The organism is Pseudomonas sp. MDT1-16 (genome assembly GCF_054898115.1).
The window spans coordinates 6,091,176-6,110,003 of sequence record NZ_CM142717.1; the positions used below are offsets into that span (position 1 = coordinate 6,091,176).

Genomic DNA, 18,828 nt, shown 5'->3' on the forward strand with positions numbered 1-18,828 from the left:
CAATCATCTCAGTATAAAATCCACCACTCCTTAAGCGTTACGGCACGCACAGCTAGCCTCTGTCTTACTGGTAGCACAGGAGTCGCCCCCGGTTTAAGGGGGCTTGTCATCGAGACCACGGCAGCAGAGGCCAAGCTTAATGTGCATCATTTACATTTTTAAACAGGGATATGAAAGTGGCAAAACGTGAAAATCCGCTGAATCCACGTCAAATGGAAGACCTAAAAGAGGCCCTGTCTATCGCTGCGGATGCCACCTCAAGATTCTCCCTACCTATCTATAAGCTCACGGAGAGTGGACTCCCCGACCTCGTAGGTACGGGCTTCGTAATCGATTTTCATGGCAACTGCTATTTTGTTACTGCTGCCCATGTCATGGATCACCATGAGGTAGATCGCCCGCTCTTCTATTTCGTAAATAGTAAGCAACGGCAGTATATCGAAGGCCCTTACAGAACGTCCTCAACCAACGTGGCTGATAGAAAGAATGATCAGATCGATCTCACAGTAGTGAAACTGCCTGATGGGGAAGGCCGACCTTCTGAAGATATACAAAAATCAGTGATCTTCCCTGGCATGATCACCCAAGACACTTCAAAAATTGGAGATTGTCGTTTTATCGTGCCGGGGTACCCATTGACCAAGTATGACCCGGACAAAAAGCAAAAACTATTGAATCCTGCCTGCTTCACGTGGATGGGCAAGAGTATCCCTGATGAAACCTATAAAAGACTGAAGTTCAAAAAGCCACAAAATTTACTTATTCAATTTGGACGCAAACATGTAATGCGGACAGACGAAATTGTGGGATCAATGTTTCCTGAGCCACGAGGAGTCAGTGGGTCTCCAGTTTGGCATACTGTCGGTTATCGAAACGAAGAAAGAATCCTAGTTATTGAAAAAATCCTTCTCGCTGGCGTACTAATTGAGCATATCCCGGAAGGTAAATGCTTCCTGGCAACGAGTATCGATATTGTTATGAGTATGATAATCGACCTTGACGGAGCGTGAACAGTAAAATGGCCATAATGGGCGAATTCTATCGCCCTTCCCTCCTACGTTAGCGACAATTGAAGGCCGAGGACTAAAACCGTTAATCCAAATTTCGAAATCAGCGGTGCTAGCAAGCACCTAATCGGGTAGCAGGCACACAATCATCCTGCCAAACACTTCTCCGCTAGCGTCGCAGATCGCCAGTAGATTAAGAAACGCGGATTGTGTCTAACCCCCAGTAAAGCTGGGTTAAAGTCAGCACGGTTTTCATCGACCTTTAAGCTTAAGCATGGCCAGCGTTTCCAGTCGAATTACGACTTGCTCAACAATCGCATCATCGAAGTCTTCGCGGTTCGCTTCCTCATGTGTACCCTTATTCAAATACAACCACACGAGTGACTGCTCCGGTTGCCCCAATATGAATCCAAGCGCCTCCACAACCGCCGGCTTATCAATGTGAACAAAATTCGGTGATTTGTTGAGTTTGGATAACAACCCTTCACAAAGATTTCTCAACGCAGGCTCAGCTCCGGAACCCGCAAGCTTAAGTGTCAGCATTCCTTGCTCACACTTACCGAGCCACCGCCATATCTTGTCCGTGAGCATCTCCAGGGCTTGCCGTGATGCCCCCAATGCCGCCCGGCTATCACCTCTGTCGACCGCCGCTCGCGCATTTAAGAGATAGGTTTGAGGTGGTACGTTGCCGATCACTCTAGGATGGTAATTGCCACTGTGGTGACGGAAGGCGTAGGCCGTCCAGTGCTCTGGGCCAATGCGATTCTGAATGTCCTTGATGAACTCATTACTGTGACAGGTCACAACGATCTGAGTGTCCATGAACCGCTCACTTTCAAATATCGTCTCCCGTATACCCTGCCGGTGCTCGTGGTCAATTGCATTGATTGCGTCGTCAAAAACAATCACAGGAGCGCGGATGCTCAAAGCCTTGGCGAGCAAGATGGCAAGACCAAGGCAACGGACATGGCCTTCACTCAAAATCTGCAGCGCATCGACCCATTCATCGGGCTTACCGCGAAAGCTCAGTTCGATCCGACCATCACCCGTAACCGGGAGATACAACGATGCCAATTTGTCCTCGTCTGCGTCCCTCACGTTGAACTCGTTGTACAACTCAAGAGTAAGGGCGTTTAGACCCGCCATCAGTGTCCCTGGTAGCTCAGTTCGGTATTGGCGCAGCAAAGTCAAAAACTGGTTGTAACCCATGTTGATTCGGGTGTCCCGACTGATCTCCTGAACTTCTTTTTCAGCAGCGCGTATCAGAGGCTCGTTGGCTTGGTCGAAGGCATCGATACGCTGCTTGGCCGCAGAGGCAATTTGGATGACCTGCTGACGACTTGCAGCGTGTGTGGCCGCATCGATGCGTGCCTGATTCAACCGATCACGTTCTGCTATCAATCGCTCACGATCTGCGATGGCTGAACGTGCAGCCGCATCTTGTTGCTCCAAATTTTGGGCCCAATCCACAGCCTGCTGGGCGAATGATTTTGCGCCACCCTCGGCTTGATAGCCCGCCACCCACCAAGCACGATGCAGATCTACATTTGGGTCAGCCAGGTACCGCTGTACTGGGGTAGGACTCTCTAACGTTGCTCCGACTCGCTGAGCGAAGTTAGCCAAAAACACTCGGAGTGTCTCCGAGGCGAGACGCCGCTTTTCTAACGCTTGCGCGTGTCCGGCCTGGATAATGCTTAGTTCCTTCAAAGCAGCCAGACCTGCAGTCGCCTTCAAGTAAGGATCGTTGGTTACATGGTGCTCTCCAGTAAGCGGCGTATCACATGCTGGACAATGATCACCAGCGATGTGTTGGAGCCCTAGAACAGCGTTGTATAAATCCTGAAATGAAACATCACTGCTGCGATTGGCCAGCTCTTTTTCGCTAGCTTCGACTATGGCCTGAGCAGCATCGGCGGCTCTGTAAGCCTCCACAAGTCCATTGCTACTGATGCCATAAACAGAAGGTGGTGGCTGATTCAGCAGGGCCTCAAGCTCCTGTAATCGTCCAGGAATGCCGTGACTTCCGATAGAGCTCAGCAACATCGGGTAAGTCATTCCGGCTTGAAATCTATCAGCGTACGCGTTCTCGTTTTGGGCTAGCTGCAAGAGTGCAGCAGCCTCATTAGCCACTGCCAATAAATCTTGGGACAGTGCTCCCCGTTTGCCGATCAGTTCGGTCTGCTTGGCGGGCAGCAACGTAAGCTGCCCATCCATTGTCTCGTTGAAGTGCCCTACAAGCTCATTGAACTGATCCATCCCAAATAGGGCAGCTATCAGCTCTGTTTTTTCTCCGGCAGGTTTCGCCGCTATCCGGGAAAATGCATCGATTCTATTTTTTTCGACAAAGCAGAATTTGTAGGCATCCGGGTCTGCTACTACAGGTATAGATAAACCTTCGATGGTGGTTGCTGTGAGTATCGGGGGAACGTAACGACCTTCGTGAGAATTAGAGAGATAGCGGTTGATGGCAATTCTCTTTATGCCGCTCTCATCCACCGCACCCAGTAACGCGAACTCCAATGCTTCACAGAGACTGGTCTTGCCACTGCCGTTAGGCCCATAAAACATGGTGATCCGTTTTTGAACATCAAACGGTTCTGGATACCTGAACCCCCGAAATGGCCCCACAGTAAGATGTGAGAGCTTCTTCCATTGCCAGCCGGCGCCAGGTTGAAGTGGCTGAATCTGAGGCTCGGCAGGATTGATCGTAAGGAGTGATTTACGGGCCAAATCGGCAAGTAGAAATGAGCGTTGGCTACGGTGACGGGTCGTATCAGCAACGCTGACGAAGTTATCCAATACAACGTTTGCAAAGCGGCGGGCATCTTCTGATGCGCCTATGGCCGGATCGTGAATCCAGTGCACGAATTGCTGGAAGTCCTGTAGTGCCGACGTCATCCCTTTCTCCCGACGCTGCAAGCAAGTGATAGGGATCCACAATACATCGACAAAAGAAAGAAACATACAAAGGGCTGGTGTGCATTGGCATGCAGAAGACCATACATCCCGACGCCGGCCCTATGTTGTTTTTAAGGCTCCCCTCAACGACTCCACCGCCGGCCAGCTGGTATATTTTCGTGCCCCTCGTCCGGCCAAAATGTAGAGCTTGTCTTTGCTTTCAAAAAAACACCCGTGGAAATCACTTTGATAGCCTGTGATGAAGCCGTCTCCAGCTGAGACACGAGCTTCGCTATCAAATACAGCATGGTGAGCGTACAAGACTGTAGGTTGCAGCCCCTGTGTTTTTATTTCTTTCTCTTGGGCTTCGGGGAGCATGAGATCAAGGAGAAGCCAGTTCCGAACGATGCAAAAACACCTTCCCTCAAACTCTTCGCGTGCCAATTTGATCAGTTCGTCATCGTCGAGTCGGGAGCCGCCAAGCGTCCGCGCCTGCCCATAAAGCACGTCTACAACCAATTCGCTGTCCACACCACCTGCCTAAGTATTTTTCAACGTGCGCAAGGCCATTTCGAAAGCCTTTCAAACACTCGGTTTCTGCAAATTCTCCATACGTTCAGGTCGGGCAGTTTTACCTGTCGATCGACAATACCGCCCTACCGCTGGGAGAGCTCAGTGCACGATGCCGACAGCTTCATGAGCACCACTCTCGTATAGCCAGTGACAGACAACATAGCGGCTACCGCTGATCGTTTCGAACAACAGGTGGTCATGTACCTGGAGAACTTTCTGAACCCGAGACGTCCTGATCGTGCTGCCGTCTTCGAACCGTCGACGCCCATCTGAGAATACGATCCCCACCAAACACGGAGACTTAAATTCTGCACAGCAGAGGTACCCCACAATCGGCATACCAAAATCAATTTTCCGCGCTTTCAAAATGCTGCGGGGAATAGCCATTTTCTTTGTAGCCCTTAAGAAGAAAAGCTTCGATCGTCAGTGGACTCGGTCGCTTCTCTAGCATGCATATGAGAAATCCGACGACCTCATCATCAGGAATTGCCAGCTTCGCCTGCTGTATCACTCGTGGAAGCTGATAAAGCTGGCAGTCCGCGATGGCGGTCTAAATGTCTTGATCATGTACGTCGTGTAGCCAACACCATCCTTACGCCAAGGCTCGAAATCGCTCATCAGATCTCAACCTGAAAATTAGGCTGGAAGCCCGTTTGCTCTCGTGGGTAACCACGCGGATTCGAAATTACTCTGCAGCCAGCGAGCTCTACATCGACGGCGAAATGTGTATGCCCGAAAATCCACAGGTCAGCTTTTTCGATGAGCTCGGGCCAGCTATTCGAGTAAGCGGCGTTCAAGTGCCCGTCGTGCTTGTCACCCATAACGTGTGGTGTTGGCGAATGGTGCGTGACGACCACGGTTTTACCGTTGAAGGGTTTTGAGAGCTCATCGGAAAGCCACGAGCGTGCAATATGGTTTCGAACGATCAAGTCTGCGGGGCGCAGCCGACGAAAATTGGTGTCGACGCGAATCGCCCTGAAGTCATTCATCCAATCCCAGCAAATCCGGGTGGCGGCCACAACGTCCCCTGTTGAGCTGTAGTCAGTCCACGCCGTAGTGCAAAGAAAGCGGGTTTGTTGCCAAATCCAAGCTTGATTCTCCAGCACGTGGACATGTGGCGCGGCGGCATCGCGCATTTTTTTGAGCGTGTGATCGATGTGTCCACCATAAAATTCATGATTCCCGGCCACGTAAATCACGGGTCGGTTGAACGCCTCGTTAGCCCATTTCACACTGCGAGCCTTGGTGTCGATGTCACCAGCCAGGACAACAACGTCAGCGTCTGTTGGCGGCGGGTCGAATTGAGAAAACTCATTGTGCAGATCCGACAGGATGTGGAGTTTCATAGCCTCACTCGAACTCGAATTACACCTATATTGGGGGGGGGAGGCCTGAGACAGCTCACCAATTGACTACGTTGCGTGGCAGCCCCATCTGGCACTGCGGTGTCGGGCGCCGCAACAATAGACCGATAATACCATCAATCGATATTTATCGGAACACTCTCGATGTGGCCCCATCCTTCATTTTGGGGCAGACATGTCGCTCAAGAACGAGGTCGCAGCGGCGATCAGAGTCATCCGCCGTCAGCGAGAGATAGGTTATGGAGATCTGGCCGACGTCAGCGCTCAGGCCAATATCAGCTTGCTTGAGCAAGGGAAGACCAATATCACCTTGGACAAGCTGTCAAAACTGGCGGAAGCGCTCGATTTCGAACCGGTCGCGTTGTTTACGATCTGCATCGCTTTACAACGCGGCGATTCCCCTGACGAGGTGATATCAGGGGCCATGAGACAGATAGAGGAATTCAAAGCAGCAGGAGGAATGGAGGAACTTCGCGCCCAACTTGATGGGGGAACCTTATCAAAACGGCCCCGTGGGAAACCTACGAATACTGCGAATGCGGAAGCAGTGAAAAAACTAAAGGCTGAGGGACTAACCCAAGCTGAAGCAATGAGAGCGCTGGAACTGCCGAAGTCCACAGTTCAGCGCTACTGGCAGGAATGAAAGAGCGACCCTATGTATGCATCAGAGTCTGCGCTCGGATTCTGAAATTTGCTCACATAGATTTTTATGACCAAAATTCGGAGACTGGCCTATTCAGACCTCTTTTATTTAGGCGCCCTCTCCAAAAGCTGATCAACGGCAGAGTTAAGTTTCTTTGTAAATTGATCCACAGCTACTGAATCTAAAAACCGAGAAAAAAGCTCTATTTGACTTTCTCTTGATTTCCTATTACGAATTTTTATAGCTTTTTCAAACTCGTTATACCAGCGCGCAGTTCCCATATCGCCAAGTAGTGGCAGCCCTGGAAACATATCCCTCTCATTGTAAACTTGCTGAATATCTAGCAATGAATACAGGCTTGGCTGCATGTAGATAATCGGCAAATCTGACCCTACAACAGAACGCCCAACAAGATCTTCCTCTAGCACATATATTGCAAACTTATGAGACTTCGCCAACAGTTCCTGAAGCCGTTGAGAGTGATAGATTCCTCCTAACGCTACAGACGAAACACTTTTAACACCTAATGTTTCCGCCAGACCATTCATGGCAAGCGTGTCGATTAGCGCCTCATCATCTTTACCTTCTACGAAGATAGTAATTTCAGCATCAGAGCGCTCTATCTTCTTAGCCTGCTGCTCAGGCTGAGTATCCTTCTCGCGTTCCACCGCCGCGCTTTTGATAATTTTAGCACTGCCGGGGATCTTATCTGCCCTCGGAAACAGCGGCGTCCAGGCCATGCCCCTGCCCCAAACCACTGGAAGGGTTGTGTTCGGCGTATTGTGGTCGAAGACGAGAAAACCGCCAATTTCACCATACCCCAGCTCCCACTTTGAAACGAGGCGGCAGTATTTTTTCAGCCGTTCAAACAAAACCGAACGCTCAGCCATTGGAAGGCCTTGGTAGAAGCGGGAGTCGAGATTGGCAACTGTATCTTTATTGCTGTACTCCAACGCACAGACTACCGTTGCACCTGCCTGCTCGACTACATGCTTAATACCTTCTTCATAGCCAGCAACAGCCAATACAAAAATATTTCTTGGCCGAGATAAGCTGTGAATTTCTTCAGATAAAGCCGAAAGCTCTTTAGCGACGGTATGCCCTGTCCCTATAACATCATCAACCAAAACAATATTTTCAATTTTGCTAAGGTCCAAAATTTCCTCATCATCATCCAAAAAATCGTCGTCGGAAATTTCCGCCGCGATACGATAATGGTAAGAAATAAGCGAACCACTCTTTGATGAGCTACCAATACCTGCAAACAACGTATTGGACGAAGTCATCGGATGCCCTTTTTCAGAGACCCGCCGAACGAGCTTCGTATGGGCAATATTCAGAGCAGATCGAAGCTCGTTAGATCCCAACACATCCAAGTGCTCTAAGATCATAACCGCTAGCTGGTAGTCCTCAGGATCAAATTGCAAAACCCAATTCACACCCTGATCAAGGCTGACATGAATTGGCCAGCGAGATATGGCCCGCTCAATCCGCTCTACATACTCACGAAGCGAAGACGGTAAGGCACCGATCATAAAAATCCCTTTCAAAAAGTAGAAGCCAAATACAACTCAAACCAGGCTAGATCGCCACAGGAGCCTTGATGCCTGGGTAAGGCTCGTATCCCACCACCTCAAAGTCCTCGAATTTGTAGTCGTAAATAGACTCCGGACGTCGGCGGATCTTGAGATGCGGAAGCTTTTTCGGCGTCCTGCTCAGTTGCTCGTGGATCTGCTCCATATGGTTGGAGTAAGCATGAGTGTCACCGGTCGTCACAATAATCTCATGAGGGATCAAATCACACTGTTGGGCGAGCATGTGCGTCAGTAGTGCCAGCGCAGCCGTGTTGTAGGGCAAGCCCAGGAACACGTCAGAACTACGGATGTAGAGCTGCATAGAAAGGTGCCGCTCATGCACGAAGGCTTGGTAGAGGAGATGACAGGGCGGAAGCGCCTGTAGGCCATTGCGTGCGTTTTCCTGCGGGCTTTGGCGCTCATCAGGAAGATACTCGACATTCCAACCGTGGAAGAGGATTCGCCGGCTATTCGGATTCGTCTTGAGGGTCTCAACCATGTAGTCAATCTGGTTGATGGTACGACCATCCTTGGTTGGCCAAGCAGTCCACTGCTTGCCGTAAACCGGGCCCAGATCACCGTCCTCCGTCGCCCACTCATCCCAGATGCTGACGCCGTTTTCGTTGAGCCATTTCACATTGGTGCTACCACTGAGCATCCAAATCAACTCGTTGGCAATGCTCTTGAAATGGAGCTTTTTGGTCGTGAGCAACGGAAAGCCGTCGGCCAGATTGTGGCGAAACTGACGAGCGAACACCGCCCTGGTACCCGTACCGGTTCGGTCACCTTTGACCACCCCGTTGGTGATCACGTCGGTCAGGAGATCCAGATATGCTTTCATGATGGCCTCTGATCTGTCGCCTAGAAAAATGCGACTCTAAAAAAATAGGATGGTGCTGAAAATAAAAGCGGAGCTGTGTTGGTCAGGCGAGGAACGAAAATGACACCAGATTGGCGTTGTCCACAAAATGGCACGGCGGCAGGGCCATTTCATCGAGCTGGGCGACGTTCCAGCCGTGGAACAGGATGCGGCGGCTGCCCGGGTCTTTGATGATGGTGTCGACGCACTGGCGGATCTGGTCGATCGCCTTGTACAGCACCACGTAAGCCTGACCGTCCTCTTCGCCTTCAGCAATCTGGCGATACCCCTGGCTCAGGGTCTGCTCGATGGCGGCCTTGTTGCTGACCGGGATCTGCTTGTACGCCGGCCATTTGCGCCATTGCACGCCGTAGATCTCGCCGAGGTCGTCTTCGCCCTGACGGAACGGATTGGCCAGCCACTGGGCGTTTTCGTTAGCGTTCTGATCCCAGACCTTGCAGCCCAGCGCACGGAATTCGGCGGCGTTGTTCACCCCGCGCAGAAAACCACACATCTCGCCGATGGCCGATTTGAAGGCCATCTTGCGCGTGGTGATCGCCGGGAAACCTTCCTTCAGGTCATAACGCAGCATCGCGCCAGGGAAACTGATGGTGTTCACGCCGGTGCGGTTGGCCTGTTTGGTGCCGTTCTTGATGACGTGAGCGACCAGTTCGAGATATTGCTTCATGAATTACCTGTGTCCTTGAACCCGGGACCGTCGCCCCGGGGTTCGAATTTATACAGCCGCCGCTGGAGCCACCGGTGCACGGTGATACGCCAGCCAGATCAGGAACAGACCGCCGACGATCATCGGTACGCACAGTACTTGACCCATGGTCAGCCAGTTCCAGGCCAGATAGCCCAGTTGCGCGTCCGGCACCCGGACGAATTCAACGATGAAACGGAAGATGCCATAGAACAGCGCAAACATCCCGGACACCGCCATGGTCGGCCGCGGCTTGCGCGAGAACAACCAGAGAATGGCGAACAGTGCTAGGCCTTCGAGCGCGAACTGATACAGCTGCGACGGGTGGCGCGCCAGTTGCGCCGGATCGGTCGGGAAGATCATCGCCCACGGCACGTCGGTCGCCTTGCCCCACAACTCGGCGTTGATGAAGTTGCCGATGCGCCCGGCACCCAGGCCGATCGGCACCATCGGTGCGACGAAGTCCATCAGTTGGAAGAACGACTTACCGTTCTTTTTACCGAACCACATTGCTGCCAGCATCACGCCGATAAAGCCGCCGTGGAACGACATGCCGCCCTTCCAGACCTCGAAAATCAACGTCGGGTTGGCCAGATAAGCATTCAGATCGTAGAACAGCACGTAGCCCAGACGCCCGCCGACGATAACGCCCATCGACATCCAGAAGACCATGTCGGAGAGTTTCTCTTTGCTCCAGGTCGGGTCGAAACGGTTCAACCGGCGGGACGCCAGCAGCCAGGCGCCGCCGATGCCGATCAGGTACATCAAGCCGTACCAGTGGATTTTCAGCGGACCGATGGCCAATGCCACCGGGTCGATTTGCGGGTAAGGCAGCATTGCGACTCCTTGTTAGAGTTGAAACCAAAATTCCCGGGCGACGCTGCCACGCCAGGATTAAGCCAGGATTGCGGTACGCGTCAGAGCAAAAAGCTCAGGCCCACGCAGAACAGCAAAGCGGCAAACAGTCTTTTCAGCAACTTCGGCGACAGGCTGTGGGCCAGTCGCGCGCCGAGGCGGGCGAAGACCATGCTGGTCAGGGCGATCCCCAGCAGCGCCGGCAAATAAATAAAACCGAGACTATGGGCCGGCAGCAAAGGATCGTGCCAGCCCAGAATCATGAAAAATAATGCACTGGACAAGGCGATCGGCAGACCGCAGGCGGATGAAGTCGCCACCGCTTGCTGCATCGGCACGCTGCGCCAGGTCAGGAACGGCACCGTCAGCGAACCGCCGCCAATCCCGAAAATCGCCGAGGCCCAGCCAATCACACTGCCGGCCACGGTCAGACCGACTTTACCGGGCACCGTTCGGCTGGCCTTGGGCTTGAAGTCCAAGGCGAGCTGAACGGCGATGATCAGTGCAAATACGCCGATGATTTTCTGCAAGTTTGGCCCGGAGATCGCCTCCGCCGTCAACGCGCCGAAACCGGCACCGATGAGAATACCAAGGGTCATCCAGGCAAAAACCGGCCAACGCACGGCACCGCGACGGTGATGTTCGCGGATCGCATTGATCGAGGTAAATATGATTGTCGCCAGGGACGTGCCGACCGCCAGGTGCGTGAGGATCGACGCATCGAAACCCTGCAAGGTGAAACTGTATACCAGCACCGGAACGATAATGATCCCGCCGCCGACCCCGAACAGCCCGGCCAGCACACCTGCACAGGCGCCGAGCGCCAGATAGAGAAGAAATTCCATGCGCATCCCCAAATGAGAGCGGCATGGTAACGGATGCATGGCCTCAAGCTCCACTGGATGGTGATGGATACCCGCACGATGACTGAGTAGAGTGGGCAGAAAACACACAAGGACCACCTTATGTGCCTGATTGTTTTCGCTTGGCGACCGGGTCACGCCCAGCCGCTGATCGTGGCGGCCAACCGCGACGAGTTCTACGCCCGGCCCAGCCTGCCTCTGGCGCAATGGCCCGAAGCACCGCACGTTCATGCCGGTCGCGATCTGGAGGCTGGGGGCACCTGGCTCGGTGTTGGCGCCAATGGACGCTTCGCCGCGCTGACCAATATCCGCGATCCGCATCAGCCACCTGCGCGCACGTCACGAGGAGAGCTGGTGGCGCGGTTTCTTAGCGGGGGTATGCCGATAGATGACTACTTAAGCGACGTTGTCGCACGTTCGCTGGAATATGCCGGATTTAATCTGTTGATCGGCAATGCCAACGAACTGTGGCACTTCAATGCCCGGGAGACTGAGGCGGTGATGCTGCCACCGGGGGTTTATGGGTTGTCGAACGCGGGACTGGATACGCCGTGGCCGAAACTGCTCAAGGCACGGGCAGCGCTGGAGGAAGTGCTGGAAGATCCGCAGCCCCAGGCGCTACTGGCGTTGCTGAATGATCCGCAGACGGCGACGTTTGCCGAACTGCCGGATACCGGGGTCGGGTTGGCCACCGAGACGCTGTTGTCGAGTGTGTTTATTGCCAGCCCAACTTATGGGACCCGGGCGAGTACGGCGTTGATTGTTCAAGCGGATGGGACGCGGTGGATGGTTGAACGGAGTTTCGGGCCGTATGGGGGGCATTTGGGGGAAGTTGAGGTCAGGGTTTAGATTTGTGGCGTATTCGAGGACGCCTTCGCGGGCAAGCCTCGCTCCTACAAGGATCACCTAATCCCTGTAGGAGCGAGGCTTGCCCGCGAAGAGGCCAATGCAGGCTTAGAGAGTTTTAGCCGAAGCCGGATTGATCATCCGCGCCAACCCAAGGTTCTTCAGCGCCAACTGCAGCGAGCTGTGGATAACTTGCGGGTTGTCGATGGTCATCAGCTCGGCCAGTAATTCCGTGGCCATGCTCAGGTTGATCTGACGCAGCATCCACTTCACTTTCGGCAAGTTGGTGGCGTTCATCGACAGGCTGTCGAAGCCCATCGCCATCAACAGCACCGCCGCCGCCGGATCGCCGGCCATCTCACCGCAGATACTCACTGGCTTGCCTTCGGCATGAGCGTCACGCACCACGCTCTGAAGGGCTTGCAGCACCGCTGGGTGCAGGTAGTCGTAGAGGTCGGCTACACGCGGGTTGTTTCGGTCCACCGCCAACAGGTACTGGGTCAGGTCATTGGAGCCGACCGACAGGAAGTCCACTTGCCGCGCCAGTTCCTTGGTCTGATAAACCGCCGCCGGAATTTCGATCATCACGCCGATCGGCGGCATAGGCACGTCGCAGCCTTCGTCGCGGACTTCACCCCAGGCCCGGTGAATCAGGTGCAGGGCTTCTTCCAGTTCGTGGGTGCCGGAGATCATCGGGAGCAGAATCCGCAGGTTGTTCAAGCCCTCGCTGGCCTTGAGCATGGCGCGAGTCTGGACCAGGAAGATTTCCGGGTGGTCGAGCGTGACGCGAATACCGCGCCAGCCGAGGAACGGGTTGTCTTCCTTGATCGGGAAGTACGACAGCGACTTGTCACCGCCGATGTCCAGGCTGCGCATGGTCACGGGTTGCGGGTGGAACGCGGCGAGTTGCTCGCGATAGATCGCCAGTTGCTCTTTTTCGCTCGGGAAGCGCTGGTTGATCATGAACGGCACTTCGGTGCGGTACAGACCGACACCCTCAGCGCCACGCTTCTGCGCCCGCGCCACATCCGCCAGCAGGCCAGTGTTGACCCACAGCGGCATGCGGTGACCATCGAGGGTCACGCACGGCAAGTCCCGCAGTGCGTCCAGCCCGAGGGACAGTTGCTTCTCTTCCTCGACCACTTCGGCGAACTGCTTGCGCAGCACTTCGCTGGGGTTGGTGTAGACCTCGCCGTGGTAGCCGTCGACGATCATCTGGATGCCGTCGACTTTCGAATACGGCAGGTCGACCAGGCCCATCACCGTCGGAATGCCCATGGCGCGCGCAAGGATCGCCACGTGGGAGTTGCCGGAACCGAGTACCGAGACCAGACCGACCAGCTTGCCTTCCGGCACCTCGCCGAGCATCGCCGGCGTCAGTTCTTCGCTGATCAGAATGGTGTTGTCGGGGTAAACCAGGGTCTGTTGACGCTCTTCCTGCAAATAAGCCAACAAGCGGCGACCAAGGTCTTTGACGTCGGAGGCGCGCTCACGCAGGTAGGCGTCGTCCATCAATTCGAAACGGTTGACGTGTTCGGTGACCACTTGACGCAACGCGCCCTGGGCCCACTGACCGGTCTTGATCACCGTGGTGATTTCGCTGCCGAGCGAGGCATCGTCGAGCATCATCAGGTAGACATCGAACAGCGCGCGCTCTTCCGGGCGCAACTGGTTCGCCAACTTGGCGGACAAGGCGCGCATGTCGGCGCGCACGCCTTCGATAGCCGTCTTGAACAGACCGAGTTCCGCGGCAATGTCGGTGATGGTCTTGTCCGGCACCACATCCAGATCGGCCGGCGGCAGCATGACCACCGCAGTACCGACCGCCGCACCCGGCGAACCCGGTACGCCGACGAACTTTGCTTCCTGAATACCTTTGCCCTGACGGCCCAGGCCACGAATCGAACCGGTGGCCTCGGCGTGAGCGATAACGCCGGCGAGCTGTGCGCTCATGGTCACGAGGAAGGCTTCTTCGCCCTCATCGAACTGACGGCGTTCTTTTTGCTGGATGACCAACACGCCGACAACGCGGCGGTGGTGAATGATCGGTGCCCCGAGGAATGAGGCGTAGCGCTCTTCACCCGTTTCGGCGAAGTAACGGTAGCGCGGGTGATCCGCAGCGTTTTCGAGGTTTAGGGGTTCTTCACGCGTGCCGACCAGGCCGACCAGACCTTCGTTGGGCGCCATGCTGACTTTGCCGATCGAGCGCTTGTTCAAGCCCTCGGTGGCCATCAGCACGAAGCGGTTGGTCTCGGGGTCAAGCAGATAGACCGAGCAGACCTGGCTGCCCATGGCCTCTTTGACGCGCAATACAATAATGCCCAACGCCGCCTTGAGATCCTTGGCGGAGTTAACTTCCTGGACGATCTTGCGCAGCGTATTGAGCATGGCTCGGGGTCGAACTCCGTCGTCAGTCGCGCGTTAAAAGGCGCGGGGCAAGCTCTTTGAGAGCGCGTCGATACACCTCGCGCTTGAATGTCACCACCTGGCCCAACGGATACCAATAACTGACCCAGCGCCAGCCATCGAATTCCGGTTTACCGGTCAAATCCATCCGCACCCGCTGCTCGTTGGAGACCAGGCGCAGGAGAAACCATTTCTGTTTCTGGCCGATGCACAGCGGTTGGCTGTGTGTCCTGACCAGACGTTGCGGCAAACGATAGCGCAACCAGCCCCGGGTGCAGGCGAGAATTTCAACATCTTCGCGCTCAAGACCCACTTCTTCGTTCAACTCGCGGTACAAGGCGTCTTCCGGCGTCTCCTGGGGGTTGATCCCGCCCTGTGGAAACTGCCAGGCATCTTGATTGATACGGCGAGCCCATAGCACCTGTCCGGCATCATTCGTGAGAATGATCCCGACATTGGGGCGGAAACCATCGGGGTCGATCACGGCAACAACCTCGCAAACGCATGTCGCCGCATTGTTCCACAAAGGTTGTGATAGCAGCAACGAACCGGTCTACCTTATGTGCACTCTTGTGAAAAGTCCGTATTCTGGACGCCTTTCTACAGACTTTTCAGCGAGTAACTGCAATGCGGCTGGCTTTATTCGACTTGGACAACACGCTCTTGGGCGGTGACAGTGACCACGCCTGGGGCGATTACCTGTGCGAACGCGGCTTCCTCGACGCCGTCGCCTACAAGGCGCGCAACGACGAATTCTATCAGGATTACCTGGCCGGCAAGCTGGATAACGATGCCTACCTGAACTTCTGCCTGGAAGTCCTCGGCCGTACCGAAATGGCCACGCTGGATCAATGGCATCTTGATTACATGCGCGATTGCATTGAGCCGATTGTGTTGCCCAAGGCTATCGAACTGCTGGCCAAGCACCGTGAGGCCGGCGACAAACTGGTGATCATCACCGCCACGAACCGCTTCGTCACCGGACCGATTGCCGAGCGCTTGGCTGTCGAAACCCTGATCGCCACCGAATGTGAAATGGTTGATGGCCGCTACACCGGGCGCAGCACCGACGTGCCGTGCTTTCGTGAAGGCAAGGTGACGCGGTTGAATCGTTGGCTGGAAGAGACTGGGTATTCGCTGGAAGACAGCTATTTCTATAGCGACTCGATGAATGATTTGCCGCTTCTTGAGCAGGTTGCGAATCCGGTTGTGGTTGATCCTGATCCGAATTTGCGCGCCGAAGCCGAGAAGCGTGGCTGGCCGGTAATTACTCTGCGCGGCTGATACTGCCTGTAGCAGCTGCCGAGGTACGAGGCTGCGTTGCGGTCCGCAGGACCGCCCATGGGGCCGCTTCGCAGCCCATCGCAGCCTCGTGCCTCGGCAGCTGCTACCGATTCTGCGCTAAACCGGCTTCGCGCCCATCAACCCCGCAATCGCGATAAAACAGACGAAGCTGAACAGTGCGAGGGCAAAAGTGAATTTGCCGTTTCCACCAGGCGTCTTGCGCAGCTTGTTAAGCCGCACCAACAGCCAGAACCAGCCCAACGCCGCGACGGTGTAAAGCACACTGGACGCCAGCAACCAGGTCTGCCCCAGCGGCCAGCCCACCAGATGCACCATCCACCAGCCGGTAAACGGCATGCTCAGCAGCGCCAGCCCCATCACCAGCCAGATAAACACTCGCGGTCGCTGCAACGTGCGCGTGTGAGCCGTCGCATCACCGTTACGGCGCGTACGCCAGACCCAAATCGCCAGACCCAACGCGCTGATCAACAGCAGCACTGTTGCCACGATGTGAGCCACTTTCAGGGCGGTTAACGTTTCCATTGTTCGATTTCCTTATGGCTTGCCCATCAGCGTAGCCGCTCAGCCGAGAAACAACTGATAGGCCGGGTTGTCGCTTTCGTCCCAGTACGGGTAGCCGATTTCTTCCAGCGCCGCAGGCACCAGATGGCGTTCATCGTGAGGCACTTGCAGGCCCGCGACCACCCGGCCATCCGCCGCGCCATGGTTGCGGTAGTGGAACATCGAGATGTTCCAGCGCCCGCCGAGCTTGTTGAGGAAGTTGAACAGCGCGCCCGGACGCTCCGGGAACTCAAAGCGCAGCACCACTTCATCGACCACATGGGCGGCACGCCCGCCAACCATGTGGCGGATGTGCAACTTGGCCAATTCGTTGTCGGTGAGATCAAGCACCGGGAAACCCTGCTCGGTCAGGCTGGCAAGCAGCGCACTGCGCGGGTCGGTTTCCGGATGCGTCTGCACGCCCACAAAGATGTGCGCTTCGCTGCCGGTGTTGTAGCGGTAGTTGAATTCGGTGATCTGGCGCTTGCCGATGGCTTCGCAGAACGCCTTGAAGCTGCCCGGTTTCTCGGGGATGGTCACGGCGATGATGGCCTCGCGACCTTCGCCCAGCTCGGCACGCTCGGCGACGTGGCGCAGGCGGTCGAAGTTGACGTTGGCGCCCGAGTCGATGGCCACAAAGGTGTGACCGGTGACGCCGCGTTGCTCGACGTATTTCTTGATCCCGGCCACACCCAAGGCGCCAGCAGGTTCGGTGATCGAGCGGGTATCGTCGTAGATGTCCTTGATCGCCGCACAGATCTCATCAGTGCTGACGGTGATCACTTCATCAACATAGTCTTTGCAGATATCGAAGGTGTGCTGACCAATCTGCGCCACTGCGACGCCGTCGGCGAAGAGGCCTACGGTCGGCAAGATCACGCGCTCGCCAGCGGCCATGGCCGCTTGCAGGCAGTTGGAATCGTCCGGTTCGACACCGATGATTTTGATTTCAGGCCGCAAGTACTTCACGTACGCCGCGATCCCGGCAATCAGCCCGCCGCCGCCCACCGGGACGAAGATTGCATCCAGACGCCCAGGGTGCTGACGCAGAATCTCCATCGCCACCGTGCCCTGCCCGGCAATGGTGTGGGGATCGTCGTAAGGGTGGATGTAGACGTAGCCTTTTTCGTCGACCAGTTTCAGCGAGTAGGCCAGGGCTTCCGGGAACGAATCCCCGTGCAGCACCACTTTGCCGCCGCGCGAGCGCACGCCTTCGACTTTGATTTCCGGGGTGGTCTTGGGCATGACGATGGTCGCTTTCACGCCCAACACCTTTGCCGCCAGGGCCAGGCCTTGCGCATGGTTGCCCGCCGACGCGGTCACGACACCGCGAGCGCGCTCTTCATCGCTCAGCTGGGTCAGCTTGTTGTAGGCGCCGCGAATCTTGAACGAGAACACGGGCTGCAAGTCTTCGCGCTTGAGCCAAATATGATTGCCCAGCCGCTCGGAGAGCTGGCGGGCAGTCTGCAATGGGGTTTCTACGGCAACGTCATAAACGCGCGAGGTGAGGATCTTTTTGACGTACTGTTCGAGCATCGGAAAGCATCACTGAGCGGGTTGGGCAGGGCCAAGGAGTCTAACCCGGCTTTCGGGCGGGCGACCACACGAATCAAGAGGTTTTAGCCCGGCATGGGGCTATAATGCCGGCCTTTCCGTTCTCCCCTTGCCCGCTTCGGAGCCCGCATGACCCAGGATCAACTCAAACAGGCAGTGGCTCAGGCCGCCGTCGACTTCATCCTTCCGAAACTCGACGACAAGAGCATCGTCGGGGTCGGCACCGGCTCCACCGCCAACTGCTTCATCGATGCACTGGCCCAGCACAAAGGCGCGTTCGACGGCGCGGTCGCCAGTTCCGAAGCCACCGCTGCCCGCCTCAAGGGCCACGGCATTCCGGTGTATGAGCTGAACACCGTCAGCGACCTGGAGTTCTACGTCGACGGCGCCGATGAAAGCGACGAGCACCTGAACCTGATCAAGGGCGGCGGCGCAGCCCTGACCCGCGAGAAGATTGTGGCGGCCGTGGCCAAGACCTTCATCTGCATCGCCGACGCCAGCAAACTGGTGCCGGTGCTCGGTGCGTTCCCGCTGCCCGTGGAAGTGATCCCGATGGCCCGCAGCCACGTGGCCCGCGAGCTGGTGAAGCTCGGCGGCGACCCGGTCTACCGTGAAGGCGTGCTGACCGACAACGGCAACATCATCCTCGACGTTTTCAACATGCAGATCACCAACCCGGTGGAGCTGGAGACGCAGATCAACGCCATCGTCGGCGTGGTCACCAATGGTTTGTTTGCGGCGCGTCCGGCGGATCTGTTGCTGCTGGGCACCAGCGAAGGCGTGAAAACCCTCAAGGCCTGAACCCCTGCACTTCCGTAGGAGCAGAGCTTGCTCG

General features: G+C 55.7%; 16 protein-coding genes and 1 pseudogene. 5 read left to right on the forward strand and 12 right to left on the reverse strand.

From position 1 onward, the window contains the following. Positions 1–176 precede the first annotated feature (176 nt). Positions 177–1,010 (forward strand): hypothetical protein, encoded by an 834-nt coding sequence (locus ACYZT3_RS28200; RefSeq protein WP_462031202.1) that lies wholly within the window; start codon positions 177–179, stop codon positions 1,008–1,010. A 249-nt stretch (positions 1,011–1,259) separates the two neighbouring features. Here ACYZT3_RS28200 and ACYZT3_RS28205 read toward each other — a convergent pair whose 3' ends face one another. The 3 genes from ACYZT3_RS28205 to ACYZT3_RS28215 form a co-directional block, all read right to left on the reverse strand. Then, the gene (locus tag ACYZT3_RS28205; RefSeq protein ID WP_462031203.1) at positions 1,260–3,905 is read right to left on the reverse strand and encodes an AAA family ATPase; all 2,646 of its coding nucleotides are present in this window, start codon (positions 3,903–3,905) and stop codon (positions 1,260–1,262) included. A 120-nt stretch (positions 3,906–4,025) separates the two neighbouring features. Next, entirely contained in the window at positions 4,026–4,436 is a 411-nt protein-coding gene (locus tag ACYZT3_RS28210; protein ID WP_462031204.1) for a DUF6957 family protein, read from the reverse strand. A gap of 659 nt (positions 4,437–5,095) precedes the next feature. Further along, positions 5,096–5,824: a metallophosphoesterase gene (locus ACYZT3_RS28215; protein WP_462031205.1), complete on the reverse strand. Its 729-nt coding sequence runs from the start codon at positions 5,822–5,824 to the stop codon at positions 5,096–5,098. Between the two features lie 193 nt (positions 5,825–6,017). On the opposite strand from ACYZT3_RS28215, the gene ACYZT3_RS28220 reads away from it, so the two are divergent. Continuing rightward, positions 6,018–6,485: a helix-turn-helix domain-containing protein gene (locus tag ACYZT3_RS28220; protein ID WP_462031206.1), complete on the forward strand. Its 468-nt coding sequence runs from the start codon at positions 6,018–6,020 to the stop codon at positions 6,483–6,485. Between the two features lie 104 nt (positions 6,486–6,589). Here the strand turns inward: ACYZT3_RS28220 and ACYZT3_RS28225 are convergent, their stop codons facing one another. From ACYZT3_RS28225 to ACYZT3_RS28245, 5 genes and pseudogenes are all read right to left on the reverse strand, one after another. After that, positions 6,590–8,020 (reverse strand): phosphoribosyltransferase, encoded by a 1,431-nt coding sequence (locus ACYZT3_RS28225; RefSeq protein WP_462031207.1) that lies wholly within the window; start codon positions 8,018–8,020, stop codon positions 6,590–6,592. A 46-nt stretch (positions 8,021–8,066) separates the two neighbouring features. Next, positions 8,067–8,900: a thymidylate synthase gene (locus tag ACYZT3_RS28230; RefSeq protein ID WP_462031208.1), complete on the reverse strand. Its 834-nt coding sequence runs from the start codon at positions 8,898–8,900 to the stop codon at positions 8,067–8,069. 121 nt (positions 8,901–9,021) lie between these two features. Then, positions 9,022–9,606: pseudogene (gene thyA / locus ACYZT3_RS28235) on the reverse strand (thymidylate synthase); the annotation flags it as partial. 48 nt (positions 9,607–9,654) lie between these two features. Beyond that, positions 9,655–10,461 carry a prolipoprotein diacylglyceryl transferase gene (gene lgt, locus ACYZT3_RS28240; protein ID WP_462031209.1) on the reverse strand — a complete coding sequence of 269 codons (807 nt, stop codon included), beginning with the start codon at positions 10,459–10,461 and terminating at the stop codon, positions 9,655–9,657. A gap of 80 nt (positions 10,462–10,541) precedes the next feature. Beyond that, positions 10,542–11,324: a sulfite exporter TauE/SafE family protein gene (locus ACYZT3_RS28245; protein WP_449646088.1), complete on the reverse strand. Its 783-nt coding sequence runs from the start codon at positions 11,322–11,324 to the stop codon at positions 10,542–10,544. 120 nt (positions 11,325–11,444) lie between these two features. Here ACYZT3_RS28245 and ACYZT3_RS28250 point away from each other — a divergent pair, with 120 nt between their 5' ends. Continuing rightward, positions 11,445–12,191 carry an NRDE family protein gene (locus tag ACYZT3_RS28250; protein ID WP_282381617.1) on the forward strand — a complete coding sequence of 249 codons (747 nt, stop codon included), beginning with the start codon at positions 11,445–11,447 and terminating at the stop codon, positions 12,189–12,191. 105 nt (positions 12,192–12,296) lie between these two features. Here ACYZT3_RS28250 and ptsP read toward each other — a convergent pair whose 3' ends face one another. Continuing rightward, positions 12,297–14,576: a phosphoenolpyruvate--protein phosphotransferase gene (ptsP, locus tag ACYZT3_RS28255; RefSeq protein WP_282381620.1), complete on the reverse strand. Its 2,280-nt coding sequence runs from the start codon at positions 14,574–14,576 to the stop codon at positions 12,297–12,299. A 22-nt stretch (positions 14,577–14,598) separates the two neighbouring features. Then, on the reverse strand, positions 14,599–15,078 hold the full coding sequence (locus tag ACYZT3_RS28260; protein ID WP_095083604.1) for an RNA pyrophosphohydrolase: 480 nt from the start codon (positions 15,076–15,078) through the stop codon (positions 14,599–14,601). A gap of 143 nt (positions 15,079–15,221) precedes the next feature. Between ACYZT3_RS28260 and ACYZT3_RS28265 the strand changes: the two genes are divergently transcribed. Next, the gene (locus ACYZT3_RS28265; protein WP_282381627.1) at positions 15,222–15,878 is read left to right on the forward strand and encodes a histidinol-phosphatase; all 657 of its coding nucleotides are present in this window, start codon (positions 15,222–15,224) and stop codon (positions 15,876–15,878) included. A 117-nt stretch (positions 15,879–15,995) separates the two neighbouring features. Here the strand turns inward: ACYZT3_RS28265 and ACYZT3_RS28270 are convergent, their stop codons facing one another. Both ACYZT3_RS28270 and ilvA read right to left on the reverse strand, forming a co-directional pair. Further along, entirely contained in the window at positions 15,996–16,421 is a 426-nt protein-coding gene (locus ACYZT3_RS28270; RefSeq protein ID WP_282381629.1) for a DUF2269 domain-containing protein, read from the reverse strand. A 39-nt stretch (positions 16,422–16,460) separates the two neighbouring features. Next, positions 16,461–17,975, reverse strand: coding sequence for a threonine ammonia-lyase, biosynthetic (gene ilvA / locus ACYZT3_RS28275; protein WP_282381631.1), 1,515 nt, complete (start codon positions 17,973–17,975; stop codon positions 16,461–16,463). 147 nt (positions 17,976–18,122) lie between these two features. Here ilvA and rpiA point away from each other — a divergent pair, with 147 nt between their 5' ends. Next, entirely contained in the window at positions 18,123–18,794 is a 672-nt protein-coding gene (gene rpiA / locus ACYZT3_RS28280) for a ribose-5-phosphate isomerase RpiA (protein WP_282381633.1), read from the forward strand. The last annotated feature ends 34 nt before the right edge of the window (positions 18,795–18,828 follow it).

Coding starts and splice junctions, on each gene's coding strand:
- ACYZT3_RS28270 (WP_282381629.1), bottom strand. CDS start 16,421: ATGGAAACGTTAACCGCCCTGAAAGTGGCTCACATCGTGGCAACAGTG.
- ACYZT3_RS28265 (WP_282381627.1), top strand. CDS start 15,222: ATGCGGCTGGCTTTATTCGACTTGGACAACACGCTCTTGGGCGGTGAC.
- ACYZT3_RS28225 (WP_462031207.1), bottom strand. CDS start 8,020: ATGATCGGTGCCTTACCGTCTTCGCTTCGTGAGTATGTAGAGCGGATT.
- ilvA (WP_282381631.1), bottom strand. CDS start 17,975: ATGCTCGAACAGTACGTCAAAAAGATCCTCACCTCGCGCGTTTATGAC.
- ACYZT3_RS28250 (WP_282381617.1), top strand. CDS start 11,445: ATGTGCCTGATTGTTTTCGCTTGGCGACCGGGTCACGCCCAGCCGCTG.
- ACYZT3_RS28220 (WP_462031206.1), top strand. CDS start 6,018: ATGTCGCTCAAGAACGAGGTCGCAGCGGCGATCAGAGTCATCCGCCGT.
- ACYZT3_RS28230 (WP_462031208.1), bottom strand. CDS start 8,900: ATGAAAGCATATCTGGATCTCCTGACCGACGTGATCACCAACGGGGTG.
- rpiA (WP_282381633.1), top strand. CDS start 18,123: ATGACCCAGGATCAACTCAAACAGGCAGTGGCTCAGGCCGCCGTCGAC.
- ACYZT3_RS28245 (WP_449646088.1), bottom strand. CDS start 11,324: ATGGAATTTCTTCTCTATCTGGCGCTCGGCGCCTGTGCAGGTGTGCTG.
- ACYZT3_RS28215 (WP_462031205.1), bottom strand. CDS start 5,824: ATGAAACTCCACATCCTGTCGGATCTGCACAATGAGTTTTCTCAATTC.
- ptsP (WP_282381620.1), bottom strand. CDS start 14,576: ATGCTCAATACGCTGCGCAAGATCGTCCAGGAAGTTAACTCCGCCAAG.
- lgt (WP_462031209.1), bottom strand. CDS start 10,461: ATGCTGCCTTACCCGCAAATCGACCCGGTGGCATTGGCCATCGGTCCG.
- ACYZT3_RS28205 (WP_462031203.1), bottom strand. CDS start 3,905: ATGACGTCGGCACTACAGGACTTCCAGCAATTCGTGCACTGGATTCAC.